At 62.1% G+C, this 25,689-nt stretch carries 22 protein-coding genes and 2 pseudogenes; 19 read left to right on the top strand and 5 right to left on the bottom strand.

Annotated elements, in window-relative coordinates:
* Window positions 1-9: 9 nt before the first annotated feature.
* Genes ACIPZC_RS22130 through ACIPZC_RS22120 form a run of 3 tightly spaced genes read left to right on the top strand, consistent with a single transcriptional unit; the run spans window position 10 to window position 2,777 of the window.
* Window positions 10-1,029, top strand: coding sequence for an ABC transporter substrate-binding protein (locus ACIPZC_RS22130; RefSeq protein WP_267819609.1), 1,020 nt, complete (start codon window positions 10-12; stop codon window positions 1,027-1,029).
* A 6-nt stretch (window positions 1,030-1,035) separates the two neighbouring features.
* Window positions 1,036-1,899 (top strand): ABC transporter ATP-binding protein, encoded by an 864-nt coding sequence (locus tag ACIPZC_RS22125; protein WP_241805463.1) that lies wholly within the window; start codon window positions 1,036-1,038, stop codon window positions 1,897-1,899.
* Between the two features lie 14 nt (window positions 1,900-1,913).
* On the top strand, window positions 1,914-2,777 hold the full coding sequence (locus ACIPZC_RS22120) for an ABC transporter permease (protein ID WP_241805464.1): 864 nt from the start codon (window positions 1,914-1,916) through the stop codon (window positions 2,775-2,777).
* Window positions 2,778-2,790: 13 nt separating this feature from the next.
* On the opposite strand, the gene ACIPZC_RS22115 is transcribed toward ACIPZC_RS22120, so the two are convergent.
* Window positions 2,791-3,348 (bottom strand): WYL domain-containing protein, encoded by a 558-nt coding sequence (locus tag ACIPZC_RS22115; protein WP_400629547.1) that lies wholly within the window; start codon window positions 3,346-3,348, stop codon window positions 2,791-2,793.
* 206 nt (window positions 3,349-3,554) lie between these two features.
* On the opposite strand from ACIPZC_RS22115, the gene ACIPZC_RS22110 reads away from it, so the two are divergent.
* The 9 genes and pseudogenes from ACIPZC_RS22110 to ACIPZC_RS22070 all read left to right on the top strand — a co-directional run bounded on the left by ACIPZC_RS22110 (window position 3,555) and on the right by ACIPZC_RS22070 (window position 12,475).
* Window positions 3,555-4,352: a tetratricopeptide repeat protein gene (locus ACIPZC_RS22110; RefSeq protein ID WP_400629545.1), complete on the top strand. Its 798-nt coding sequence runs from the start codon at window positions 3,555-3,557 to the stop codon at window positions 4,350-4,352.
* Between the two features lie 102 nt (window positions 4,353-4,454).
* The gene (locus ACIPZC_RS22105) at window positions 4,455-4,907 is read left to right on the top strand and encodes a MarR family transcriptional regulator (RefSeq protein ID WP_349976023.1); all 453 of its coding nucleotides are present in this window, start codon (window positions 4,455-4,457) and stop codon (window positions 4,905-4,907) included.
* A complete protein-coding gene (locus ACIPZC_RS22100) occupies window positions 4,904-6,991 on the top strand; it encodes an FUSC family protein (protein ID WP_400629543.1) in 2,088 nt (695 codons plus the stop codon). Before ACIPZC_RS22105 ends, ACIPZC_RS22100 begins: the two co-directional genes overlap by 4 nt.
* Window positions 6,988-7,200, top strand: a complete 213-nt coding sequence (locus ACIPZC_RS22095) for a DUF1656 domain-containing protein (protein ID WP_209862598.1) — start codon at window positions 6,988-6,990, stop codon at window positions 7,198-7,200. The genes ACIPZC_RS22100 and ACIPZC_RS22095 overlap by 4 nt, the downstream gene beginning before the upstream one ends.
* The gene (locus ACIPZC_RS22090) at window positions 7,197-8,072 is read left to right on the top strand and encodes an HlyD family secretion protein (protein ID WP_241805469.1); all 876 of its coding nucleotides are present in this window, start codon (window positions 7,197-7,199) and stop codon (window positions 8,070-8,072) included. The genes ACIPZC_RS22095 and ACIPZC_RS22090 overlap by 4 nt, the downstream gene beginning before the upstream one ends.
* The gene (locus ACIPZC_RS22085) at window positions 8,069-9,487 is read left to right on the top strand and encodes an efflux transporter outer membrane subunit (protein ID WP_400629540.1); all 1,419 of its coding nucleotides are present in this window, start codon (window positions 8,069-8,071) and stop codon (window positions 9,485-9,487) included. Before ACIPZC_RS22090 ends, ACIPZC_RS22085 begins: the two co-directional genes overlap by 4 nt.
* Before the next feature lie 225 nt (window positions 9,488-9,712).
* A complete protein-coding gene (locus ACIPZC_RS22080) occupies window positions 9,713-10,609 on the top strand; it encodes an RHS repeat-associated core domain-containing protein (protein WP_400629558.1) in 897 nt (298 codons plus the stop codon).
* 317 nt (window positions 10,610-10,926) lie between these two features.
* A pseudogene (locus ACIPZC_RS22075) lies at window positions 10,927-11,890 on the top strand (FTR1 family protein); the annotation flags it as partial.
* A 132-nt stretch (window positions 11,891-12,022) separates the two neighbouring features.
* Complete coding sequence (locus tag ACIPZC_RS22070; protein ID WP_241805471.1) at window positions 12,023-12,475, top strand: YaiI/YqxD family protein; 453 nt, start codon at window positions 12,023-12,025, stop codon at window positions 12,473-12,475.
* Here ACIPZC_RS22070 and elbB read toward each other — a convergent pair whose 3' ends face one another.
* Window positions 12,476-13,141, bottom strand: coding sequence for an isoprenoid biosynthesis glyoxalase ElbB (elbB, locus tag ACIPZC_RS22065; protein WP_267819584.1), 666 nt, complete (start codon window positions 13,139-13,141; stop codon window positions 12,476-12,478).
* 113 nt (window positions 13,142-13,254) lie between these two features.
* On the opposite strand from elbB, the pseudogene ACIPZC_RS22060 reads away from it, so the two are divergent.
* A pseudogene (locus ACIPZC_RS22060) lies at window positions 13,255-13,881 on the top strand (sterol desaturase family protein); the annotation flags it as partial.
* A gap of 501 nt (window positions 13,882-14,382) precedes the next feature.
* Here ACIPZC_RS22060 and ACIPZC_RS22055 read toward each other — a convergent pair.
* The gene (locus ACIPZC_RS22055) at window positions 14,383-15,027 is read right to left on the bottom strand and encodes a DedA family protein (protein ID WP_241805473.1); all 645 of its coding nucleotides are present in this window, start codon (window positions 15,025-15,027) and stop codon (window positions 14,383-14,385) included.
* Between the two features lie 275 nt (window positions 15,028-15,302).
* Between ACIPZC_RS22055 and ppk1 the strand changes: the two genes are divergently transcribed.
* Window positions 15,303-17,483 carry a polyphosphate kinase 1 gene (ppk1, locus tag ACIPZC_RS22050; protein ID WP_372490516.1) on the top strand — a complete coding sequence of 727 codons (2,181 nt, stop codon included), beginning with the start codon at window positions 15,303-15,305 and terminating at the stop codon, window positions 17,481-17,483.
* Here ppk1 and ppx read toward each other — a convergent pair.
* Window positions 17,470-18,972: an exopolyphosphatase gene (gene ppx / locus ACIPZC_RS22045; RefSeq protein ID WP_400629537.1), complete on the bottom strand. Its 1,503-nt coding sequence runs from the start codon at window positions 18,970-18,972 to the stop codon at window positions 17,470-17,472. The two genes, ppk1 and ppx, sit on opposite strands and share 14 nt — an antisense overlap.
* 243 nt (window positions 18,973-19,215) lie before the next feature.
* Between ppx and trxA the strand changes: the two genes are divergently transcribed.
* From trxA to ACIPZC_RS22020, 5 genes are all read left to right on the top strand, one after another.
* The gene (trxA, locus tag ACIPZC_RS22040) at window positions 19,216-19,545 is read left to right on the top strand and encodes a thioredoxin TrxA (protein WP_009684153.1); all 330 of its coding nucleotides are present in this window, start codon (window positions 19,216-19,218) and stop codon (window positions 19,543-19,545) included.
* Window positions 19,546-19,773: 228 nt separating this feature from the next.
* A complete protein-coding gene (gene rho / locus ACIPZC_RS22035; protein WP_003253661.1) occupies window positions 19,774-21,033 on the top strand; it encodes a transcription termination factor Rho in 1,260 nt (419 codons plus the stop codon).
* 204 nt (window positions 21,034-21,237) lie between these two features.
* The gene (ubiD, locus tag ACIPZC_RS22030) at window positions 21,238-22,704 is read left to right on the top strand and encodes a 4-hydroxy-3-polyprenylbenzoate decarboxylase (protein ID WP_012316791.1); all 1,467 of its coding nucleotides are present in this window, start codon (window positions 21,238-21,240) and stop codon (window positions 22,702-22,704) included.
* Window positions 22,704-23,672 (top strand): CDP-6-deoxy-delta-3,4-glucoseen reductase, encoded by a 969-nt coding sequence (locus ACIPZC_RS22025; RefSeq protein WP_400629534.1) that lies wholly within the window; start codon window positions 22,704-22,706, stop codon window positions 23,670-23,672. Before ubiD ends, ACIPZC_RS22025 begins: the two co-directional genes overlap by 1 nt.
* 245 nt (window positions 23,673-23,917) lie before the next feature.
* Entirely contained in the window at window positions 23,918-24,568 is a 651-nt protein-coding gene (locus tag ACIPZC_RS22020; RefSeq protein ID WP_349976017.1) for a gamma-glutamylcyclotransferase, read from the top strand.
* Window positions 24,569-24,638: 70 nt separating this feature from the next.
* Here ACIPZC_RS22020 and ACIPZC_RS22015 read toward each other — a convergent pair whose 3' ends face one another.
* Complete coding sequence (locus tag ACIPZC_RS22015) at window positions 24,639-25,616, bottom strand: NADPH:quinone oxidoreductase family protein (RefSeq protein WP_267819571.1); 978 nt, start codon at window positions 25,614-25,616, stop codon at window positions 24,639-24,641.
* Between the last annotated feature and the right edge of the window lie 73 nt (window positions 25,617-25,689).

The following is a 25,689-nucleotide window of genomic DNA, read 5'->3' as shown; positions in this document are numbered from 1 at the left end:
GAAACCATCATGCGCAAATCCATCAGCCGCCTGGCGGCAAGTATCAGCCTGGGCGCAAGCCTGGTCGTGGGCAGCCTTGCAGCCCCCACCCTGGCCCATGCCGAAGGCAAGATCCGCATCGCCGAGCAGTTCGGCATCGTCTATCTGCTGCTCAATGTGGTGCGTGACCAACAACTGATTGAAAAGCACGGCAAGGAGCAGGGCATCGACATCGACGTCGACTGGGCCCAGCTATCCGGGGGGGCCGCGATCAACGACGCGCTGTTGTCCGGCTCGGTGGACATCGCCGGTGCCGGCGTTGGGCCGTTGCTGACCGTATGGGACCGCACCAAAGGCCGGCAGAACGTCAAGGCAGTGGCCTCGCTGGGCAATTTCCCGTACTACCTGGTCAGCAGCAACCCGAACGTGAAGACCATCGCCGACATTTCCGATAAGGACCGCATTGCCGTGCCGGCCGTGGGCGTGTCGGTACAATCCCGCTTGCTGCAGTACGCCGCTGCCCAGCAGTGGGGCGACACGCAATACAACCGCCTCGACAAGTACACCCTGGCCGTACCGCACCCAGATGCCACCGCCGCGTTGCTCGCTGGCGGCACCGAGCTCAATGGGCACTTCTCCAACCCGCCGTTCCAGGACCAGGTGTTGGCCAACAAGGACGTGCACGTGGTGCTCAACAGCTATGACCTGCTCGGCCCCAACTCGCCGACCTTGCTGTTTGCCACCGAGAAATTCCGCAACGACAACCCCAAGACTTACAAGGCATTCGTCGATGCCCTGGCCGAGGCTGCGGACTTTGCCCAGAAGGACAAGGCGGCGGCTGCCGATACCTATATCCGCGTCACCAAGGCCAAGATTGACCGCGATGTGCTGATCAAGCTGATCGACAACCCCCAGTACGAGTTCACGGTAACCCCGAAGAACACCTACAAGCTGGCCGAGTTTCTCTACCGGGTAGGCGCCATCAAGCACAAGCCAGAGTCGTGGAAGGACTATTTCTTCCAGGATGAACGCCCACTGCAGGGGAGCTGATCGACCATGACCGCCCCATTGCCAGGCCACACGGCCAGCAACCTTAGCCGTGTGGCCACACCGCCCTTGCTCAAGGTGGATAACCTGAGCCTCGAATACCGTACTGCGCAGCGCGTGGTGCGGGCCACCCATCAGGTCAGCTTCGAAGTCGACCGTGCCGACCGCTTTGTCTTGCTGGGCCCCTCGGGGTGTGGCAAGTCCACATTGCTCAAGGCCGTGGCCGGGTTCATCAGCCCGCAACACGGGCAGATCCTGCTGCAGGGCCAGCCGGTCAACGGCCCTGGCCCCGATCGCATCGTGGTGTTCCAAGAGTTCGACCAGCTGCCGCCGTGGAAGACGGTAAAGCAGAACGTCATGTTCCCGCTGCTCGTTTCCGGCCAGCTCAAGCGAGCCGAGGCCGAAGAGCGCGCGTTGCATTACCTCGACAAGGTTGGCCTGGCGGCGTTTGCCGACGCTTATCCGCATACCCTGTCGGGCGGCATGAAAGCGCGCGTGGCAATTGCCCGTGCACTGGCCACGCAACCGAAGGTCCTGTTGATGGACGAACCGTTCGCCGCGCTCGATGCGCTGACCCGGCGCAAGATGCAGGAAGAGCTGCTGCTGCTGTGGGAGGAAGTGCGCTTCACCCTGTTGTTCGTCACCCATTCCATCGAAGAGGCGCTGGTGGTGGGCAACCGCATTCTGTTGCTGTCACCTCATCCAGGGCGGGTGCGGGCCGAGGTGCACAGCCATCAGTATGATCTCGGCAGCCTCGGCGCCAGTGACTTCCAGGCCAGCGCCCGGCGCATCCATCGGCTGTTGTTCGACGAGGCCGATGCCCCCGGGCCGGCCGAAGAGCTGGGTTTCAACGACATCCGCATCGCCTACTGACAGGAGCTTGAGCCATGACCACTACACCTGTACGACAGGAATACGAGGTGCAGCTCGAGCCGCTGCTCAGTGTGCCTTTGGAGCGCAACCTGCCGCTGGCGCAACGCTTGTGGCAGCACGGCTGGTTACGCAAGGCGGTGATCCTGGTGGTGATCGCAGCATTGTGGGAGGCCATTGCCCGCTACCAAGGCAACGACCTGCTGCTGCCGAGCTTCTTGCAGACTGCCGCAGCGCTGTGGGGCGGCCTGCTCAGCGGTGAGCTGCCGGCCAAAGTCGGCGTGTCGCTGGTGATCCTGCTCAAGGGGTACGTGCTGGGTATCGTGCTGGCGTTCGGTCTTACCAGCCTGGCGGTATCCACCCAGTTGGGCCGTGACTTGCTCGGTACCTTGACCTCAATGTTCAACCCGCTGCCGGCGATTGCCCTGCTGCCTCTGGCTTTGCTGTGGTTCGGCCTGGGCGACAACAGCCTGATTTTCGTGCTGGTGCATTCAGTGCTCTGGGCGCTGGCGCTCAATACCTACGCGGGCTTTCTGGGGGTGTCGGAGACGTTGCGCATGGCGGGGCGCAACTATGGCCTAAAGGGGCTACGGTTGGTGCTGCACATCCTGGTGCCCGCGGCACTGCCGTCGATCCTGTCGGGGCTGAAGATCGGCTGGGCCTTTGCCTGGCGCACGTTGATCGCCGCCGAGCTGGTGTTCGGTGCCAGCAGCGGCAAGGGCGGGCTGGGCTGGTACATCTTCCAGAACCGCAACGAGCTGTATACCGACAAGGTTTTTGCCGGGTTGGCGGTGGTGATCCTGATCGGGCTGCTGGTCGAAGGTTTGGTATTCAATACTCTGGAGCGGGCGACCGTGCGGCGCTGGGGGATGCAGCGCTGATCTGCAGCGGCCCTTAGTTCTGGTACTGCGCAGCCGCATTGCTCAGGGTCTGGGCAATCTCACTGCGCAGTTCATCCGGCTGCTCGACCTTCACGGCGTCCCCTTGGCTCAACACCCACCAGCGTACCGCCCAGCCATCTTCCATCGTCGCCTGCAGCCGATGCCCATGCTCCAGGGCAGTCAGCTGCATGTCTGCACTCAACGGCTGATCGCGCAACTGCCGCGCCACCCTGTCGTTGACCCAGGCTTGCAGCACCAGCCCATCACCTTGCGCCGGTTGTAGCGCTTCACCGCGCAAGTAGCCCTGCAGGTCGAAATTCCCGCGCAGCTCCCCCGCGGCGTTGACCGACCAGTGCCAGCCGAATGGAATGCTCTTGTCATTGCGCTCCAGCGGGAAGATCAACGACAGCTCATTGAGGTCGCGTTCAACCGTGCGCTTGCTGACACTGAAACCCACATCGCGCAGGCGCCACACCAGTTCTGCGCTGGTAATGCCCGGGGAACGGCTGGGTAGCTGGCGCAACAGCGCCCACTGACGGCTGAGGGTGGCGCGGGTAGTGGCGAACGGCAAAAGGTAACGTCCTTGTCTAGGCTTGCCGCATCAGGATGGCGGCATTAGCGGGTCATGGCAATTAGCCACGATCCGATCAGATCAAGCAGCCGCCAATTGGTTGCCTGGCGTCGAATCGTTCGCGACAGGTTTTGACGTGACGTCGCGCAGAATCACGCCTCATCACAGCCGCAGTAAGGCCTGTGGGTCGTTCAATGAGGATGAACATGTCAGCTGTCAGCAATATCCACTCGCTGCTCGCCCGTCTTCTGCCTGAGCAGGTCATTCCCGCGCCGACCCCCGCTGGCAGGCGACAGCGGCTGTTCGCCGGGGTGGGGTTGCCCAGCCAGCGGGCGCTGCTGGTCAACCGCCTGGACGAAGCGGCGGACCTGCAAGCGGTGTATGCCGACCTGCGCCATCAAGCGCTGGCTGGCCATGTGGCGGCGCTCAATGACCTGGGTTGGGTCTGGCTCAACGGCAAGTACTGGCGTGCCGACACCGTGCTGGCCGGGCACCTGCTGCGCATGGCGGCCATGCAAGGCAATGCCGCCGCCTGGTTCAACCTGGGGCAGCAACACTACTTCGGCAAGGGTGTGGAGGTTTCCTACGCCCAGGCCGCAGAGTGTTATCGCCATGCTTTTGACCGTGGCCTGCTGCATGCCGCAGCCGCACTCGGCGATTTGTACGAAGAAGAAGTCTGCGATGCGCAACTGGGCTGGCAGGTTGATCTTGCGCAGGCTTACCAATGGTTTCTTCGTGGCGCCGAACGGGGCGAGGTGCGTTGCCGCTTCGAGGTGGGCTACCGCTTGTTGCATGGCTTTAGTGTGCAGGCCGATATCAAGGCCGGGCTGTATTGGCTGGAGCTGGCGGCGGCGACCGGGGTCATGCAGGCGGCCGAGGAGCTGGCCGTGCATTTCAGCCGTAGCGATGCGGCGCGCTATCTGGATTGGCGGGATCGGGCCGTGCAGATGGGTAGTACGCTGGCATTGGCGATGAAGTTGGAGGACCAGGTACAGCCTCGATGAACAACAATTCATGTACACCCCCCGTCGCCCGCGGTTGACGACAGGGGGAGGGCCAGGCGTATATTGATAGTTAGCAAACTATGAATATCCCTGGTTCTTTACATGACGCTTGATTCACTGCGCCTGCAAGTCAGCACTGGCATGATCGTTTCCGCTCGCCATTGGCGGCGCATCTGCCATACGGCGCTGACCAGTTACGGCATTTCCGAAGCCTGCGCCGCACCCTTGCTGATGATCGTGCGCCTGGGCGATGGAGTGCACCAGGTAGCCGTGGCTCAGGCCGCGGGCCTGGAAAGCCCGTCGCTCGTGCGCCTGCTTGACCAGCTGTGCAAGGCCGGCCTGGTATGCCGTAGCGAGGATCCGCTGGACCGCCGTGCCAAGGCCCTGAGCCTGACGGGCGAGGGCCGGGCTTTGGCCGAAGCCATCGAAGCTGAGCTGGTGCGAGTCCGCCACGAAGTGCTGCAGGGCATCGATGAAGCTGACCTGCATGCCGCCTTGCGCGTGCTTCGTGCCTTCGAGGCGGCAGGCCTTGGCAGCACTGGCGGGGTGGCATGAACGGTTTCTTCAGTTCCCTACCGCCGGCCCGCGACTGGTTCTATGGTGTGCGTACCTTTGCCGCGTCGATGATCGCGTTGTACATCGCACTGCTCATGCAGCTGCCACGCCCGTACTGGGCGATGGCGACGGTCTATATCGTTTCCAGCCCGTTCGTTGGGCCTACCAGCTCCAAGGCCCTGTACCGCGCCCTTGGTACGCTGCTCGGCGCTGGCGGGGCAATCTTCCTGGTACCGCCGCTGGTGCAGTCGCCATTGTTGCTGACCGTCGCGATCGCCCTGTGGACCGGCACATTGCTGTACCTCTCGCTGAACCTGCGCACCGCGAACAACTACATGCTGATGCTGGCAGGCTATACGCTGCCGATGATCGCCCTGGCGGTGGTCGACAACCCGCTGGCAGTGTTTGACGTTGCGTCTTCACGTGCTCAGGAAATCTGCCTGGGGATCGTCTGCGCCGCTGTGGTCGGCGCCATTTTTTGGCCGCGACGCCTGGCGCCTGTCGTGGTCGGCTCGACCGGCACCTGGTTCACCGAGGCGATTCGCTACAGCGATACCTACCTCGCCCGGGATATGGCTGCCGACAAAGTAGGGGGTATGCGCGGTGCCATGGTCACCACCTTCAACTCGCTGGAGTTGATGATTGGCCAGCTGGGCCATGAGGGGGCAGGCCCGCATGTGGTGAAGAACGCACGCGAACTGCGTGGGCGGATGATCCACCTGTTGCCGGTCATAGACGCCCTCGACGACGCCCTGGTGGCCCTCGAAGGCCGCGCCCCTGCGCAGTTCGCCCAAGTGCAGCCAGTGTTGGCCGCCGCTCGCGAATGGCTCAAGGGCACCGCCGACAGTGCCTCGGTAGCACGCTGGACCGCCCTGCACGAGCAGATCGACCGCCTGCAGCCCGGAGCCGCCGCCCTCGACCAGCGTGCTGAGTTGCTGTTGTCCAATGCACTGTATCGCCTGACCGAGTGGGCCGACCTCTGGCAGGACTGCTGCACCTTGCAGCATGCCCTGCGCATGGATGACCCCAAGCCTTGGCGCGCAGTTTACCGCCACTGGCGCCTGGGCCGCCTGACACCCTTCTTCGACCGTGGCTTGATGCTGTATTCGGTAGTTTCCACCGTGCTGGCGATCATTGTCGCCTGCGGCCTGTGGATTGGCCTGGGCTGGAACGACGGCGCCAGTGCGGTGATTCTCGCCGCCGTGTCATGCAGCTTCTTCGCCGCCATGGACGACCCCGCACCGCAGATCTACCGGTTCTTCTTCTGGACCCTGATGTCGGTCATCTTCTCCAGCCTGTACTTGTTCCTGGTGCTGCCCCACCTGCACGATTTCCCGATGCTGGTGCTGGCATTCGCCGTGCCGTTCATATGCGTCGGCACCCTGACCGTGCAGCCCCGCTTCTACCTGGGCACCTTACTGACAATCGTCAACACCTCCACCTTCATCAGCATCCAGGGCGCCTACGACGCTGATTTCTTCACCTTCCTCAACTCCAACCTGGCAGGGCCTGCAGGGCTTCTGTTCGCGTTCATCTGGACCCTGGTGATGCGCCCTTTCGGGGTGGAACTGGCCGCTAAGCGCATGACTCGCTTCGCCTGGCGGGACATCGTCGAGATGACTGCGCCGGCGACCCTGGCCGAACGTCGCCAGCTCGGCGTGCAGATGCTCGACCGCCTGATGCAGCACCTGCCGCGCCTGTCGCAGACCGGCCAGGACACTGGCGCAGCCCTGCGCGACCTGCGCGTGGGGCTGAACCTGCTCGACCTGCTGGCCTACCTGCCGCGCGCAGGCACCCAGGCCCGCGAACGCCTGCAAACGGTGATCGAGGAAGTGGGCGGCCACTACCAGGCCTGCCTGCGCGCCGGTCAGCGCCTGCATGCCCCTGCGGCGCTGCTGCGCAACATGGAGCGGGCGCGCCTGGTGCTGAACCTGGATGAGCTGTACGAACGCGGCGATGCCCGCACGCACCTGCTGCATGCCCTGAGTGGCCTGCGCCTGGCATTGCTGCCGGGTGTCGAGGTGATGCTCGAGCCTGCCGAACAACCGCAACTGCCCCCCGGCCTCGACGGAGCGCCCCTGTGATCGGTGAACTGGATATCAGCGGGGTGTTCCTGCCCACGCTGCTGGTGATGATGGTCTGCACTTACGTGCTGTTTCTCGGGGTGCACGCGGTGCTGGTGCGCCTGCACTTCTACCGCCTGGTCTGGCACCGGGCGTTGTTCAACGTTGCTCTGTATGCCGTGCTGCTTGGCGCGGTGGACCATTTTTGCCGAAGCCTGATGCTGCCATGAAAAAACCTTTGCTGACCCTGGGCCGTGTGGTCCTGACCTTGCTGGTAGTGACCTTCGCCGCTGTGCTCGTGTGGCAGATGGTGGTGTACTACATGTTCGCCCCTTGGACCCGCGACGGCCACATCCGCGCCGACGTGATCCAGATCGCCCCGGATGTTTCCGGGTTGATCCAAAAGGTCGAAGTGCATGACAACCAGACCGTCAAACGCGGCGACGTGCTGTTCACCATCGACCAGGACCGCTTCACCTTGGCGCTGCGCCAGGCCAAGGCGACCCTTGGCGAACGCCAGGAAACCCTGGCCCAGGCCTCTCGCGAAGCGCAGCGCAACCGTAAGCTGGGCAACCTGGTGGCAGCCGAGCAACTGGAAGAAAGCCAGTCCCGCGAGGCCCGTGCCCGTTCGGCGGTGAGCGAGGCCCAAGTGGCGGTCGACACCGCCCAGCTCAACCTTGACCGTTCGGTGGTGCGCAGCCCGGTGGACGGCTACCTCAACGACCGCGCGCCACGTAACCACGAATTCGTCACGGCTGGCCGCCCAGTGCTTTCGGTCGTCGACAGTGCTTCGTATCACGTCGATGGCTATTTCGAAGAGACCAAATTGGGCGGCATCCACATTGGCGATGCCGTGGACATCCGTGTGATGGGCGACAACACTCGCCTGCGTGGCCATGTGCAGAGCTTTGCCGCTGGCATCGAAGACCGCGACCGCAGCAGCGGCAGCAACCTGCTGCCCAACGTCAACCCGGCGTTCAGCTGGGTGCGCCTGGCCCAGCGGATCCCAGTACGCATCGCCTTCGATGAAGTGCCGCAAGACTTCCGCATGATCGCCGGGCGTACCGCCACGGTCTCGATCATCGAGGGCCCGCGCCCATGAAACAGCTGATCCTGGCTGGCGTTTGCCTGTCGCTTGGGGCCTGCATGATGGTCGGCCCGGACTATGAAGTGCCCAAGGACGCGGCAGTGCAGCGCAGCGACCTCAGTGGGCCACTGCGCCAGGATGCTGCCAGCGTGGTGTCGGCGCCGGTACCTGAGGACTGGTGGCAGCTGTATCAGGATCAACGCCTCAATGAGCTGGTGCGCCAGGCATTGAGTGCCAACACCGAACTGCGTGTGGCGGCGGCCAACATTGCCAAGGCCCGTGCGCAGGTCGAGGTCGCGCAGTCGCAGGGTGGCTTCAATGGCGGCATCAAGGCCGGCGCCCAGCGCTTGCAGGAGTCTGGCGAGGCTTTCCTGCTGACCGAGAAGGTGCCAGTGGCCAACATCGGCGAGGCGATCATCAGTGCCTCCTACCAGTTTGACCTCTGGGGCACCTTCAAGCGCGGCACCGAAGCCGCCAAAGCCAATGCCGACGCTGTGCAGGCCGCCGCCGATACTGCCCGCATCACGCTGGTGGCCGATGTGGTCAAGGCTTACACCCAGGTGTGTTCGGCCAACGAGGAATACCACATCGCCCGTGAGTCGCTCGATCTGCAGCAGCAGAGCGTGCAGCTCAACCAGCGCCTGCGTGATGCTGGCCGGGGTGACGAAACCCAGGTCACCCGCTCGCAGACCCAGTTCAAATCGCTGCGCGCAGAGTTGCCGCGCTTCAAGGCCGAGCGGGAAACTGGCTTGTATACGTTGGCTGCGCTGCTGGCCAAGCCTGTGGAGCAACTGCCGGCCGGCACTGCCGATTGTGCCGAGCTGCCACATCTGAACCAGCTGTTGCCGGTCGGTGATGGCGCCGCGCTGCTCAAGCGCCGCCCCGACGTGCGCCAGGCCGAACGCCAGTTGGCGGCGTCTACAGCGAATATCGGCGTGGCCACGGGCGCGCTGTATCCCGACATCAGCATCGGCGCCCAGGTCGGTACCATCGGTATTCTCGAAAACCTGGGGGAACCTGCAACCAACCGGTGGGGCTTCGGCCCGCAGATCAGCTGGAGCATCCCCACCAACGGCACCCGTGCGCGCATTCGCATGGCCGAGGCCTCGACCCAGGCGGCGCTGGCACATTTCGACGGCGTGGTGCTCAACGCCATTCGCGAAACTCAGACCCGCCTGGCCCAGTACAGCGCCTTGCTGGACCGGCGTGATGCGCTGGCCGAGGCGGAAAAATCGGCGAAAGAAGCGGCGGACCAGACGCACCGGTATTACCAGGCGGGACGTGAGTCATTCCTGGCGGACTTGCAGGCGACTCGGACGTATACCGATATGCGTGCGCAGCTGGCTGCGGCCAACAGCCAGGTAGCCATGGGGCAGATCGGGGTGTTCCTGGCGTTAGGCGGTGGCTGGAAGGATGCCGCCAAGCATTGAGATTGCCCGGGTCGCTGGATGTCTGTCGGCGGGGCAGGCCGATATAAGGTGTTAATCCTAATGCCCTGCAACTGATATTTTTGTCAGTTTTCCCGCTCGCACGGTTCTGTCACGCTTCGTTCAAGATTGTTGAGTGCGTGTGAGGTCTTTATGGGAGCTACACCGAGCGCGAAATCTATTTATTCTCAAAAAAGATTCTACCGGAACACTGAGCTCGTGACGGTGATGGGAGCGCGTGCTGCGAGTTCGATAGTTAAGGCTGAAGCGGGCGACCTTGCGCAAATCGGAGCTGGGGAGGTGTCAGGCAGCACACTTTTATTATCAGGCCCGATGCGTACGGTTATGGGCGGTGCGACTGCAGTGCGCCATGAAATGCTTAGCTACAGCCCTTATGGTTTGAGCTTTCCTCAATCACCCATCTTGCCTGGATTCAACGGGCAACCACGTGAAGATCTCACGGGTTGGTATCTGCTAGGTAATGGCGCTCGTGGTTACAGCCCGGCTCTGATGCGATTCTTAAGTCAGGATGTGTTGAGCCCCTTTGGTCAGGGAGGGCTCAACTGCTATGCGTATGTCTCCGGTGACCCTGTCAATTTCAGTGATCCAACCGGGCATATGCCTAAGCGATTATTGACCCAACCGATTAACAGGCCGAAAAAATTGATTATGCCTCCCAATTCGCAGCAGGCGCCTGGTTCGAGGACACCTGCGAAACCTGCGATGAATCGATCTATTTCGAGTACCTCCAATTCGTCATTATCATCGCCCCTCTCGACGCCTTCGACTCCCGGCACAAGCGACCGGCACAGTTCGAAAAACGCTGTATTTATCAACGCTATCTCAAAAGAACATGAAGGTTGGAAGTTAGACAAGGTTGGGGTGCGCAAGAACCTAACGGTGTTGACAGAAGTGGAGCAGGGGAAGTTCGACACGTTTCAAAACGCGATTCACAATGAGGGGTTGCCGCCTTGGGAAGCAGCATTGCGTTTGGGTGATGCTCGCTACAAAATTTATGATAAAAACGTAGGGATTTATCAGTTTCGCCTCAGTGGAGCTCAACGTGTTCATTTTCAGGTGCAAGATAAAACCGTGATCATCCGCCAAGTAGGAGGGCATGAGTAGTTACGCTAAATATTCCCTAACACCTGAAATTGTAAGAGTTTTCCGAATAAAAAATGCTTAAGTTCTGATTCTGGGTCGATTTATCCTGCGGCGTCTGTTGGACAGCCTTCAGGCCTACGCCGCCCATCGCCGGAAAGCCAGCTACCACAAGCACAGCGCCGTCCTTAAAACCTGTAAAAAAGACTGGGGGAGCAGGCCAACCGGCGATCGAGGGCGGAGCCCGCGCCGGGTTTTTGTCTCAAGATTTTTCATGAAATCCGCCCCACAAACCTTGAGCGAAGCTGAGTGGAAGTGAACAATGTTCTCTTTCACATTCCCTTCGAAATTGCCTGGACAACATAGACACCCAGGCGCAAGGACGCCGAAAAGTCCTTGATGGCCTACCGCCAGTCACTGCAGGACGGCTTGCCTATCGCCCAGGCCGAACAGCGCCTGGCCGAAGCCAAGGTCAAGCTTGACCAAGCCTCCAAGCTGCTGGGCAGCCATGGCCTGAGCTGGTCGCTGAGCTACATTTCCGGTTTGTTGATCCTACTGCGCGAGGGCCTTGACGCGATTCGGGTATTGGCCGCGATCCTGGCCTTGCTGCGTAACACCGGCCAGCAGTCGGTGGTGCGCAGCGTCAACATCGGTTGGGCGCTGGCGCTGGTCGCCGGCTTCGGCACCCGGGCCCTGGCGGCCTATGTGATCGACGTCGGTGGCGCCCAACGAGCACTGCTGGAGGGTTGCACGGCGTTGTTCGCTGCCGTGATGGTGCTGTGGCTTGGCGGGTGGATGCACGACCGTCGCCATGCAGCCGCCTGGCAGGATCATATCAAGAGCAGCCTGGTCAGCGGCGGCGGGCGCTTCAGCTTTGCCATGCTGGCGTTCTTCTCGGTGTACCGCGAGCTGTTTGAAGTGATCCTGTTCTATGAAACCCTGTGGCTGCAGGCTGGCCCGGCAGGGCACCAGGCGGTACTCGCCGGGGATGCCACCGCACTGGTGCTGCTGGTCGGCCTGGCTTGGGTGATTTTGCGCGGTTCGGCGAAACTGCCGCTGGCGTTGTTCTTCAGCATTAACGCAGCCTTGCTGTGCGCGCTCTCGGTAGTGTTCGCCGGGCATGGCGTGAAGGCGCTGCAGGAAGCGGGAGTGCTGGGCACGCGGCCGGTGGCGTTCTTCGAGTTCGACTGGCTGGCAATTCATGCCGATGCGTACTCGCTGGCGGCACAGGCGGTGGCGTTGCTGGCTATTTTGGTGCTCTATGGGCGTGGTCGCCTGGCTGAGAAGCGCCGGGCTGCCGTTTAGGTATTGATGTTGCTGGCCTCTTCGCGGGGCAAGCCCGCTCCCACGGGATCGCCACAGGCCTTAGGCTCAGAGGTGTTCCTGTGTACGGGCTTGTCCTGCGAAGAGGCCGGCTCTGACAGAAGAGATTGCTACATGCGCATATGGATCGACGCCGACGCCTGCCCCAAGGCAGCCAAGGACCTGATCGTCAAATTCGCCCTCAAGCGCAAGCTCGAGGTGGTAATGGTGGCCGGGCAGGCCGTGGCCAAACCGGCCTTCGCCGTGGTGCGGCTGATCGTGGTACCCAGCGGCATGGATGCCGCCGATGATTACCTGGTCGAGCACGCCGTGCCAGGTGAGCTGGTCATCTGCAGCGATGTGCCGCTGGCCGACCGCCTGATCAAGAAGGGTGTAGCGGCACTGGACCCACGTGGCCGTGAGTTCGACGAGCGCAACATGGGCGACCGCCTGGCAGTGCGCAACCTGTTTACCGAGTTGCGCGAGCAGGGCCAGGTCGGCGGCGGGCAGGCGCCTTATGGCGAACGCGAGAAGCAGGCGTTCGCCAATGCGCTGGACCGTATTCTGGCCCGCTTGGCCAAGGGCTGATCAGTCAGCCTCGTGGGTCATTTCCAGCACACGATCCACCAACTTGTAAATGCCGCCAGCCGCCTCGCTGATCGACTGGGCCAGCATGTACGCCGGCGTAGTCACCAGCTTGCGCTGGGTGTCCTCGACAATGTCATGCACATCGCACTCTTCATGGGTGCCCCCCATCTTGACCACCGCAGCGGCAGTATCGGCATCGTTACCGATGGTGCAGACCACACCCGGGCCGTAGATCTTCGCCGCCAGTGCCGGTGAAATGCACATCAGGCCAACCGGCTTGCAGGCTTCGGCAAAGGCTTCGGCCAAGGCCAGTACCTGCGGGTTGACCGTGCACTCGCTACCTTGGGTGGCAAAGTCGGACAAGTTCTTCGCCGCGCCGAAACCACCCGGCACGATCAGCGCGTCGAAGTCCTCGGCCCTGGCCTCGCTGATGTCCTTGACCTCACCGCGGGCGATGCGCGCCGATTCCACCAGCACATTGCGCGACTCAGGCACCTGCTCACCGGTGAGGTGGTTGATCACATGCATCTGCGCGATGTTCGGCGCGAAGCACTGCACCTGTGCGCCGCGCTGGTCGAGGCGCAGCAGGGTGATCACGCTTTCATGGATTTCGGCGCCATCGTAGACGCCACAGCCGGAAAGAATCACCGCTACTTTTTTCGTCATGCTCATTACTCCAGTGTCGAGGCGCTAAATGTCCTCTAGTTTGGCAGATGTGGCCATAGGGGTTGCCATGGGAGCATCCTAATCTCTCTGGGTACCCTTGGAGGCAGCTGTCCATGGACCTGATTCTGCTGGCCGTACCGTTCTTTTTCGTGCTGATCGCGGTTGAACTGGTCGCCGACCGTGTGCGTGGCCAGCGTAATTTCACCGTGGCCGATTCGATCAACAGCCTGAGCACTGGCGTGCTTTCCACCAGCACCGGCCTGCTGACCAAGGGGGTAGGGGTGGTGACCTATGCACTGGCGTGGGAGCATCTGGCGCTGCTGCACTTGCCGGACCACGCCCTCTGGGTCTGGTTGCTGGCGTTCGTGCTGTACGACTTCTGCTATTACTGGCTGCACCGCTTGGGGCATGAGCGCAATGTGCTGTGGGCAGCCCATTCGGTGCATCACCAGAGCGAGGAGTACAACCTCACCACCGCGTTGCGCCAGACCAGCAGCGGTTTCCTCTTTTCGTGGATCTTCTACCTGCCGCTGGCGCTGCTCGGCGTGTCGCCCTGGGTGTTCATAACGGTGGCGTCGCTCAACCTGCTGTACCAGTTCTGGGTGCACACCCGGCACATTCCCAAGTTGGGCTGGCTCGAATGGATACTGATCACTCCGTCCAACCATCGCGTCCACCATGCGCAAAATCCTGTTTATTTGGATCGCAACTACGGCGGTGTGTTCATTCTTTGGGACCGTCTGTTTGGCACATTCAAGGAGGAAGATCCGGCCGAGCCCGTGGTGTTTGGCGTGACCACGCCGCTGGCCAGCTGGAACCCGTTGTGGGCCAACCTGCAGTTCTATGCCCAGCTCTGGGACGATGCCCGGCGCACCGAAAGCCTGTGGGACAAACTGCGTATCTGGTTCATGCCCACTGGCTGGCGGCCGGCGGATGTGGCCGCGCGTTATCCACAGGCCAAGCAGAACCTGGCGCTGTTCCGTAAGTTCGCGGTGGCCCTGGGGCGGGCGCAGCAGGTTTACGTGGTGCTGCAGTTCGCTGTTTACGTGGCATTGGGCAGCTACTTGATGAGCGTTGCCGAGCAGGTGCCGACAGCGGCCCTGGTGCTGGGCTGGGCGGTGATGGCGTTGGGCCTGTTTGCCTTGGGCGCGGCCCTGGAGAACCGGCCGTGGGCAGGGCGCCTGGAGCTGGTGCGCCTGTTGTTGAATGCGCCCGCACTGTATCTGGCTGGCGCTCTGGGCTTAGGGGTTGTCACGCCCTTGGTCTGGGCCATGCTCGCGCTTTACAGTTTGCTCAGCCTCGTCGGCCTGGGCTTGTGCGGCGGCCTTGCGTTCGGCGCGCAAGGTGCGAAAGCGCCGGCGCAGCCACAGCAGGGCACCGAGCAGCAGCAAGCCACCGAGCACCCATAGCTCGTACTTCTTCACGTTGCCCAGCATGCCTTCCAGAATGGCGCCGAAGTGGTACGCGGCAGCGCCCAGGGCCAAGGCCCATACGGCTGCACCGATGCCGTTGAGCAGCAGGTAACGCCGGGGTGGGTAGCCAGACAGGCCGATAGCCACGGGCATCACCGTGCGCAGGCCATAGACGAAGCGGAAGCTCAGTACCCAGATGTCGGGGTGGCGGCGGATATGCTCCAGCGCCCGGTCGCCCATCGCCTGCCAGCGCGGCTTGCGCGCAAGGATCTTGCGCCCGTGCCGGCGGCCCATGAAGTACCACAGCTGGTCGCCGGCATAGCTGCCGAAGAATGCCACGATCACCACCAGGCTGATGTCCATGTACCCGCGGAACGCAAGGAATCCTGCAAGCACCAGGATGGTCTCGCCTTCAAAGAAGGTGCCTAGAAAAAGGGCAAAATAGCCGAAATCCTGCAGGAATTGTTGAAGCATTTTCTGAGGTGCTGGCGAAATGAACGCGCAGCCTACCCCTTCACGCGCGTTCGTGAAAGTGCCCAGGCGCGTCTCGACGTGAACAATTCGTAGAAGGACAATGGCTTGAGCCATAAGTCGCGGGCTTGCCTATAGATGTAACACAGACGTCATAATGGCCGCTTATCGTCCCGCTCAATTGATGATAGGGCGTTAACGTCCTCCAGGAACGCCAGATGAATAATGAAGTGCTAACCCCTGTCGCGATCAAGGATGCTCAGGCAGTCCCTGAAGAGATGGTGCAGACCCCGCCGGATCTGCCAGAGGCCCCGGAGCCTGCAGCAGAGGCCGCCGCCCCAGCGCCCGTGCATGCTGCCCCCGCGCCGGCCATCGCCATCCCAAGCCTGGACGACAGCAGCCTGTACATTCATCGCGAGCTGTCGCAACTGCAGTTCAACATCCGCGTGCTGGAGCAGGCGCTGGATGAGTCCTACCCGCTGCTCGAGCGCCTGAAATTCCTGCTGATCTTCTCCAGCAACCTCGATGAGTTCTTCGAGATCCGCGTCGCGGGCCTGAAGAAGCAGATCAACTTCGCCCGTGAACAGGCCGGTGCCGACGGCCTGCAGCCGCATCAGGCGCTGGCGCGCATCAGCGAGCTGGTGCACACCGAAGTGGAGCGCCAGTACGCCATCCTCAATGACGTGCTGCTGCCGGAGCTGGAAAAGCACGCGATCCGCTTCATCCGCCGCCGTTACTGGACGCCCAAACTCAAGACCTGGGTGCGCCGCTACTTCCGTGACGAAATTGCGCCGATCATCACCCCGATCGGTCTGGACCCGACGCACCCGTTCCCGTTGCTGGTGAACAAGAGCCTGAACTTCATCGTCGAACTCGAAGGGGTCGATGCCTTCGGTCGTGATTCGGGCTTGGCGATCATCCCGGCGCCGCGTTTGCTGCCGCGGGTCATCCGTGTGCCGGAAGACGTCGGTGGCCCTGGGGACAACTACGTGTTCCTGTCCTCGATGATCCACGCCCATGCCGATGACCTGTTCCAAGGCATGAAGGTCAAGGGTTGCTACCAGTTCCGCCTGACCCGTAACGCCGACCTGGCACTGGATTCGGAAGAAGTCGACGACCTGGCGCGCGCCCTGCGCGGTGAGCTGTTCTCGCGCCGCTACGGTGATGCCGTGCGCCTGGAAGTGGCTGACACTTGCCCCAAGCACCTGTCCGACTACCTGCTCAAGCAGTTCAGCCTCAGCGAGAGCGAGCTGTACCAGGTCAACGGCCCGGTCAACCTGACCCGCCTGTTCAGCATCACAGGCCTGGACAGCCACCCGGAGCTGCAGTACACGCCGTTCACCCCGGCGATCCCCAAGCTGCTGGCCAACGCCGACAACATCTTCAGTGTCATCAGCAAGCAGGACATCCTGCTGATGCACCCGTTCGAGTCCTTCACCCCCGTGGTCGACCTGCTGCGCCAGGCCGCCAAGGACCCGCACGTGCTCGCTGTGCGCCAGACGCTGTACCGTTCAGGGGCCAACTCGGAAATCGTCGATGCGCTGGTGGATGCGGCACGTAACGGCAAGGAGGTCACTGCGGTGATCGAGCTGCGTGCGCGTTTCGACGAAGAGTCCAACCTGCAGATGGCCAGCCGCCTGCAGGCCGCCGGTGCCGTGGTCATCTATGGCGTGGTGGGCTTCAAGACCCACGCCAAGATGATGCTGATTCTGCGCCGCGAGCAGGGCGAGATCGTCCGCTACGCCCACCTGGGCACCGGTAACTACCACGCCGGTAATGCCCGCCTGTACACCGACTACAGCTTGCTGACCTCCGACGACGCCCTCACCGAGGACGTGGGCAAGCTGTTCAGCCAGTTGATCGGCATGGGCAAGACCTTGCGCATGAAAAAGCTGCTGCACGCGCCGTTCACCCTGAAAAAGGGCATGCTCGACATGATTGCCCGGGAGACCCAGTTCGCCCTGGAAGGCAAACCCGCGCATATCATCGCCAAGTTCAACTCGCTGACCGATGCCAAGGTCATCAAGGCGCTGTACAAGGCCAGCCAGTCGGGTGTGAAGATCGACCTGGTGGTCCGTGGCATGTGCTGCTTGCGCCCAGGCATTCCGGGGGTTTCGCATAATATCCAGGTGCGTTCGATCATCGGCCGCTTCCTGGAGCATACCCGGGTGTTCTACTTCCTCAACGGCGGCGACGAGCAGATCTACCTGTCCAGCGCCGACTGGATGGAGCGTAACCTCGACAAGCGTGTAGAGACCTGCTTCCCGGTGGAGGGCAAGAAGCTGCTGCTGCGGGTGAAAAAGGAACTGGAAGGCTACCTGACCGACAACACCCACGCCTGGACGCTGCAGCCGGACGGGCGCTATGTGCGCAGCACGCCGACCGGCAACCAGAACCCGCGCAGCGCCCAGGCGACCCTGTTGGAGCGCCTGAGCAACCCGGTACTTAACGTACGCTGAGGACGAAGTTGACCCGGGCCAGCCACTCCGCCTCGTTGGCGAAGTCGGCCTGGGTCAGCTGGTTCTGCTCCAGCCAGCCGGCCGGGAAGGCCACATCGAGGCTATTGTCTGCGGCCTGCAGTTGCACCTTCGGCATCTGTTGGGTGCCGCGGATGTGATGGAACAGAATGGCGAAGCGCAGCAGTACGCAAAGACGCAGCAGTTTCACCCCTTCATCGCCCAGTTCGGCGAACTTTTCCTTGGGGATGTTGCGCCGGTGGCCACGGACCAGCAGCGCCATCATCTGCTGGTCTTCACGCGAGAAGCCCGACAGGTCGGAGTGCTCGATCAGGTAGGCACCATGTTTGTGGTAGTGATAGTGGGCGATGTCCAGGCCGATTTCGTGAATTTTGGCAGCCCAGCCCAGTAGATCGCGCCAGTTACCCTCTTCAAGGTCCCACGCCTTGGCCACCTGGTCAAAAGCGTGCAGCGCCTTGCGCTCGACGCGCGCAGCCTGGCCCTGATCGACGTGGTAGCGTTCCATCAGCGAGTTCAGGGTGCGTTCGCGCACGTCTTCGTGGTGGTGGCGGCCAAGCAGGTCGAACAGCACGCCTTCACGCAGCGCGCCATCGCAATGGTCCATGCGTTGCAGTTCCAGCGCGTCGAAGATCGCTTCGAGAATCGCCATGCCGGCTGGGAAGATGGCGCGGCGGTCGGGTTTGACCCCGTCGAAGTCGATCTTGTCGGTGTCGCCCAGCTTGAACAGCCTGCGTTTGACCCATGCCAGCCCCTCGGCGTTGACTTCGCCATTGCCCAGGCCTGCAGCCTTGATCGCGGCGCCGATGGCGCGGATGGTACCGGACGAGCCAATCGCTTCATCCCAGGTCAGGCGGTGCAGGGCGTTCTCGATGCTCATCAGCTCCAGGCGCGCTGCCGTGTAGGCCTGGGCGTAGCGGGCCGGGGTGATCTTGCCATCGCGGAAATAGCGCTGGGTGAAGCTGACGCAGCCCATCTGCAGGCTTTCACGCAGCAGCGGCTCGAAGCGCTGGCCGATGATGAACTCGGTGCTGCCGCCGCCGATGTCGGCGACCAGGCGTTTACCGGGGGTGTCGGCCAGGGTATGGGACACGCCCAGGTAGATCAGGCGCGCTTCTTCGCGGCCGGAGATCACTTCCACAGGGTGGCCGAGGATCACTTCGGCACGCTGGATGAATTCGTTGCGGTTGCGCGCCTCGCGCAGGGCGTTGGTGCCAACGATGCGCACGGCGCCTGCAGGCATGCCGTTGATCAGTTGGGCAAAGCGTTTCAGGCATTCCAGGCCCCGGACCATGGCTTCTTCACTGAGCATGCGTGCTTCGTCGATGCCAGCGGCGAGCTGAACCTTCTCCCCAAGCCGTTCCAGGATGCGGATTTCGGTATGGTGAGCCTTGGCCACGACCATGTGAAAACTGTTGGAGCCCAGGTCGATGGCGGCAATCAGGGACAGGTTCTTCGCTAAGGTATGCGGCATGATCTGAGTAGTCTCGGTCGGTAACCCGGCAATCGTGCCACGTTAGCAGGCTGTCGCCAACGCACGACTCGCCAGGGCTTGATGCAAGGCAATGTGCCAGTCGATGCTATGACACTTCTGTGACAGTTTCGATTCGTGGCGTCTTGCACAACTATAGTGACACTCAATCGTCCGTGACTTCCTGTAGCGCGTGGGTGCGGCTATGATGGGCCACGATTTTTGCTTACGACCCTGGAGATATCCATGAGCAGCGACCTTATCAAACACGTCACCGACGCCACCTTTGAGGCCGAAGTCCTGCAAGCCCAAGGCCCGGTGCTGGTCGACTACTGGGCTGAATGGTGCGGCCCATGCAAGATGATCGCTCCAGTTCTGGACGACATCGCCAGCACCTACGAGGGTAAACTGACCGTCGCCAAGCTGAACATCGACGACAACCAGGAAACCCCGGCCAAGCACGGCGTGCGTGGCATCCCGACGCTGATGCTGTTCAAGAACGGCAACGTCGAGGCCACCAAGGTCGGCGCCCTGTCCAAATCCCAGCTGGCTGCGTTCCTCGACGCCCACCTGTGATGTGAAAAAGCCCCGGAATTTCCGGGGCTTTTCTTTTCCAACCCACTAGACGTCTAAAAAAGCAAGTGTTACATTCGGCCTCGCACTGTTTCTCCAGTGCCCCCTGCACGCCGTCGCCGACGCACTCCTAATTAGAATCTGTGCGCGATCCTATCGCCTTCTAGCGGCGCGGCTTCATTAAGCCAGAAGCTTAATCCTCCCTTCATACATGATTACGTCATTCCCCTTATGAACCTGACTGAACTCAAGCAAAAGCCGATTACCGATCTGCTGGAAATGGCCGAACAGATGGGCATCGAAAACATGGCCCGTTCGCGCAAACAGGACGTGATTTTCGCCCTGCTGAAGAAGCACGCGAAAAGCGGCGAAGAGATCTCAGGTGACGGCGTGCTGGAGATTCTCCAGGATGGTTTCGGTTTCCTGCGTTCGGCTGATGCGTCCTATCTGGCCGGCCCCGACGACATCTACGTCTCGCCTAGCCAGATCCGCCGCTTCAACCTGCGTACCGGCGATACCATCGTCGGCAAGATCCGCCCGCCGAAGGAAGGGGAGCGTTACTTCGCGCTGCTCAAGGTCGACACGATCAACTTCGATCGCCCGGAAAACGCAAAGAACAAGATCCTCTTCGAAAACCTTACGCCGCTGTTCCCGAACAAGCGCCTGAAGATGGAAGCCGGCAACGGCTCCACCGAAGACCTGACCGGCCGCGTCATCGACCTGTGCGCGCCGATCGGCAAGGGCCAGCGTGGCCTGATCGTCGCCCCGCCGAAAGCCGGTAAAACGATCATGCTGCAGAACATCGCGGCCAACATCACCCGTAACAACCCCGAGTGCCACCTGATCGTTCTGCTGATCGACGAGCGCCCGGAAGAAGTGACCGAAATGCAGCGCACCGTGCGCGGTGAAGTGGTGGCTTCGACCTTCGATGAGCCGCCAACCCGCCACGTGCAGGTTGCCGAAATGGTCATCGAGAAGGCCAAGCGCCTGGTCGAGCACAAGAAGGATGTGGTCATTCTGCTCGACTCCATCACCCGTCTGGCGCGTGCCTACAACACCGTGATCCCGAGCTCCGGCAAGGTACTGACCGGTGGTGTCGATGCCCACGCCCTGGAGAAGCCGAAGCGCTTCTTCGGTGCTGCGCGTAACATCGAGGAAGGCGGTTCGCTGACCATCATCGCCACCGCGCTGGTAGAAACCGGTTCGAAGATGGACGAAGTGATCTACGAGGAGTTCAAGGGTACCGGCAACATGGAGCTGCCCCTGGACCGTCGTATCGCCGAGAAGCGTGTGTTCCCGGCCATCAACATCAACCGCTCGGGCACCCGCCGTGAAGAGCTGCTGACCGCCGACGACGAACTCCAGCGCATGTGGATCCTGCGCAAGCTGCTGCACCCGATGGACGAAATCGCCGCCATCGAGTTCTTGGTCGACAAGCTCAAGCAGACCAAGACCAACGACGAGTTCTTCCTGTCGATGAAGCGCAAGTAAGCGCTCAGATCGTCCAAGCAATGATTGGGGCTGCTTCGCGCCCCATTGCCGGCAAACCGGCTTCCACAGGTCCTCTGCGACCCTTGTGGCGGCCGGCCTGCCGACGATGGGGCGTGAAGCGGCCCCAAGTCATTTTTGGCCATTGAGCACTGAACGGCGCTACACTCTGCACCCCGACCGATACGGCCAACACGAGGCTCATGCATGCAGTATCGCGACTTGCGCGACTTCATCCGTGGCCTGGAACAGCGCGGTGAACTCAAGCGCATCCAGGTTCCGATCTCCCCCGTCCTGGAAATGACCGAGGTGTGTGACCGCACCCTGCGTGCGAAGGGGCCGGCGTTGTTGTTCGAAAAGCCCACGGGCTTCGATATCCCGGTGCTCGGCAACCTGTTCGGCACCCCGGAGCGGGTGGCCATGGGCATGGGCGCCGAATCGGTCGAGGAGCTGCGCGAGATCGGCAAGCTGTTGGCCTTCCTCAAGGAGCCGGAGCCGCCTAAAGGCCTCAAGGATGCCTGGTCGAAACTGCCGATCTTCAAGAAGGTCGTGTCCATGGCACCGAAGGTGGTCAAGGATGCCGTTTGCCAGGAGGTGGTGGTCGAGGGCGATGACGTCGACCTTGGCCAACTGCCGATCCAGCACTGCTGGCCGGGCGACGTGGCGCCGCTGATCACCTGGGGCCTCACCGTGACTCGCGGGCCGAACAAGGACCGCCAGAACCTGGGCATTTATCGCCAGCAGGTCATCGGCCGCAACAAGGTCATCATGCGCTGGTTGAGCCACCGCGGTGGTGCGCTGGATTATCGCGAGTGGTGCGAGAAGAACCCCGGCCAGCCGTTCCCGGTCGCCGTTGCCCTGGGCGCTGACCCGGCAACCATCCTCGGCGCCGTCACGCCGGTGCCCGATACGCTTTCCGAGTACGCCTTCGCTGGCCTGCTGCGCGGCAACCGCACCGAGCTGGTCAAATGCCGAGGCAGCAACCTGCAGGTGCCGGCCACCGCCGAGATCATCCTTGAAGGTGTGATCCACCCGGGCGAGATGGCCCCGGAGGGCCCCTATGGTGACCACACCGGCTACTACAACGAAGTGGACAGCTTCCCGGTGTTCACCGTCGAACGCATCACTCACCGGCAAAAACCGATCTACCACAGCACCTATACCGGTCGGCCGCCAGATGAGCCAGCCATCCTTGGCGTGGCACTCAATGAAGTGTTCGTGCCAATCCTGCAAAAGCAGTTCCCGGAGATCGTCGACTTCTACCTGCCGCCGGAAGGGTGCTCGTACCGCATGGCGGTGGTGACGATGAAGAAGCAGTACCCGGGCCACGCCAAGCGCGTGATGCTGGGTGTGTGGTCGTTCCTGAGACAGTTCATGTACACCAAGTTCGTTATCGTCACCGATGACGACATCAACGCCCGTGACTGGAATGACGTGATCTGGGCCATCACCACGCGCATGGACCCCAAGCGTGATACGGTGATGATCGACAACACGCCGATCGACTACCTGGACTTTGCGTCGCCGGTATCGGGCCTGGGGTCGAAGATGGGTCTGGATGCCACTCACAAGTGGCCGGGCGAGACTACACGCGAATGGGGCCGGGTCATCGTCAAGGACGAGGCCGTCACCCGCCGCATCGATGAGTTGTGGGACCAGTTGGGAATAGATTGATGCAGGTAACGTTGCAGCCGTCCGGGGCGGTGCTGGCGCTCGAACCCGGGGAACGGATCCTGGATGGAGCGCGGCGGCTGGGCTATGACTGCCCGAACAGCTGTCGCAATGGCAATTGCCATGTGTGCGCCGCATTGTTGGTCGAGGGTCGCGTTCGCCAGAATGGTGAGGTGCGCGACCATGGTGAGCTGTTCACCTGCATCGCCGAACCACTGGAGGACTGCGTGCTGCTCTGGGATGGTGTGCTGGCCTTGGGCGAGCTGCCAGTGCGCAAGCTGGCATGCAGCGTCACTGAATGCGTAGAGGTAGGTGGCGACGTCTGGCGCGTGCGCTTGCGTGCGCCGGCTGGCAAGCCACTGCGCTATCACGCCGGGCAGTACCTGATGATCGAGCGCGAGGGCGGCAAGCCGGCGGCCTTCTCGCTGGCGTCTGCCCCCCACAGTGGGCGCGACCTTGAGCTTCACGTGCTGGTCCGCGAAGACAGTGCCAGGCAGCTGTTGGCGCAGTTGCAGCGCGACCCTGTCGCGCGCATCGAGATGCCATTCGGGGACACCCACCTGGCCGAGCTGCCCGATGGGCCCCTGGTGCTCATCGCTGCGGGGACCGGCATGGGGCAGATGCACAGCCTGGTCGAGCATTGCCGCGCCCAGGGCTTCGAGCACCCGGTGCACCTCTACTGGGGGGTGCGACGCCCTGAAGATTTCTACGCCATCGAGCACTGGGCCGAGTGGGAGCGCCTGCCCAACCTGTTCCTGCACAAGGTGGTGAGCGACTTGTGTGGTTGGGAAGGCCGTTGTGGCATGTTGCACGAGGCGGTATGCGAGGACGTGCAAGACCTCAATACGGTTCACGTTTATGCCAGTGGCTCGCCCAACATGGTTTATGCCACGCTCGACGCCCTGGTCGAGGCCGGTATGGATGCGCATCGCATGCGCGCTGATGTGTTTGCCTACGCCCCGCGTGGTTAATAACCGAAGTTCCAAGTACTGGGTATAAGGCGGTAATTACTGCCGCCTTGCCTGATAACTTTCACTCTACTTTGCAGCAAGGCTCTCCAGTCGTCGGAAGTTCGCGTGAAACTCAGGCTCCAGGGCTTGAGTGTTGGCGCGCTTCTTCTTAAGGTGATTGCTGCCTCCAAGGGCATCGGCGCAAGCCCCGCCCTACAGGGCTTTTCGCTCTATCAGTAGTTCACAGGGAATAATGGCGGCAGCTTATGTCGGCACTTGAAAGTTTATCCTGGAAAAGCACTTATCCTCCGGCACTCGACTTCGGCCAGCAACTGACCCGCGAGCAATTGATCAACTCCATGCATACCACCATGTCGCGCCATCACGGCGGCCCGGTCTGGTTATTTGCCTATGGTTCGTTGATATGGCGCCCGGAGTGCAGTTCGGTCGAGCGCCAGCGTGCACGGGTGCATGGCTATCACCGTGGCCTTTATCTGTGGTCGCACGAGCATCGGGGCACGCCGGAAACGCCAGGCCTGGTATTCGGCCTCGACCGCGGCGGTTCGTGCAGCGGTTTTGCCTACCGCCTCGATGAAAGCAACCTCGACGACTCGCTGATGGCCTTGTGGCAAAGAGAGATGCCCTACCCGGCGTACCGGCCTCACTGGCTCAGCTGCCGGCTGGGTGATGGCAACAAGGTGCAGGCCTTGGGCTTCGTACTTGAGCGACACCTGCCGTGCTACGCCGGGAATTTGCCCGATACGCTGCTTAGCCAGATTCTTGCCAGTGCCAAAGGGCGCTATGGCACCACGCGTGAGTATGTCGAGCAGACGTTGAACGCACTGCGCAGCCACCAGATGCCCGACCGCAACCTCGAAGCGCGCTTCAGGCGCTGCCACAACCTGCGTGAGGTCTGATCGGGCGGTGCAGCGCTCTTCGCGGGCTCATCCGCGAAGAGCGCTGCGGGGTCAGCCTTTTCTCAAATGATCATCTGGCCTGTACCACCAACTTACCTACCGCTTTCCTTTGGCCCAGCTGCTCGATCGCCGCGCCCGCCTCGGCCAGCGGGTAAGTCTTCGATACCAGCGGCTTCAGCTTGCCCTCGGCATGCCAGGCAAACAGCTGGCTGAAGTTGGCCGCATTGTCCTGCGGCTGGCGCTGGGCAAAGGCCCCCCAGAATACCCCCAACACCGCGGCGCCCTTGAGCAGTACCAGATTGGCCGCCATCTGTGGAATCGTCCCGCTGGCGAAGCCGACCACCAGCAACCGCCCGTTCCACGCCAGCCCGCGCACGGCCTGGTCGAACAGTTCACCGCCGACCGGGTCATAGATCACATCTACCCCTTGGCCGCCGGTCAGACGTTTGATTTCCTCCTTGAGGCTGGCCTGGCTGTAGTCGATCAGCTCGTCCGCACCTGCAGACTTGGCCACAGCCAGTTTCTCGGCGCTGCTGGCAGCTGCGATCACCTTGGCGCCCATCGCCTTGCCGATCTCCACGGCCGCCAGGCCGACGCCACCGGACGCACCTAGCACCAACAGGGTTTCCCCTGGCTGCAACTGGCCGCGCTGCTTGAGCGCGTGCATCGAGGTGCCGTAGGTCATGCCAAAGGCGGCAGCGGTGGTGAAGTCCATGCTTTCGGGGATGGGCAGCACGTTGTAGAACGGCACGGCCACCTGTTCGGCGAACGCCCCCCAGCCGGTGAGGGCCATCACTCTGTCCCCGACCTGGAAGGCACCGGCGCGCTCGCCCACAGCGGCAACGACACCCGCCGCCTCGCCACCTGGAGAGAACGGTAGCGGTGGCTGGAACTGGTATTTGCCTTCGATGATCAGGGTATCTGGGAAGTTGACCCCGGCCGCATGCACCTCGAGCAGAATCTCGTTTTTCTTCGGTACCGGGCTGGCCACCTCTTCCAGAACCAGGTTGCGTGCGGGCCCCAAGGTTTTACACAACACAGCTTTCATCGGGCTATTCCTTTGCGGGTAGTGGCCGATAAGTGTAGGAGGGCGACCTGCCGGGTCAACGAGCATGGCTCGC

This window comes from Pseudomonas sp. NPDC089743 (assembly GCF_044748785.1).
Lineage (GTDB): Bacteria > Pseudomonadota > Gammaproteobacteria > Pseudomonadales > Pseudomonadaceae > Aquipseudomonas > Aquipseudomonas putida_X.
The sequence above is the reverse complement of the archived record's forward strand: the minus strand, read 5'-3'. Positions and strand labels throughout refer to the sequence as shown.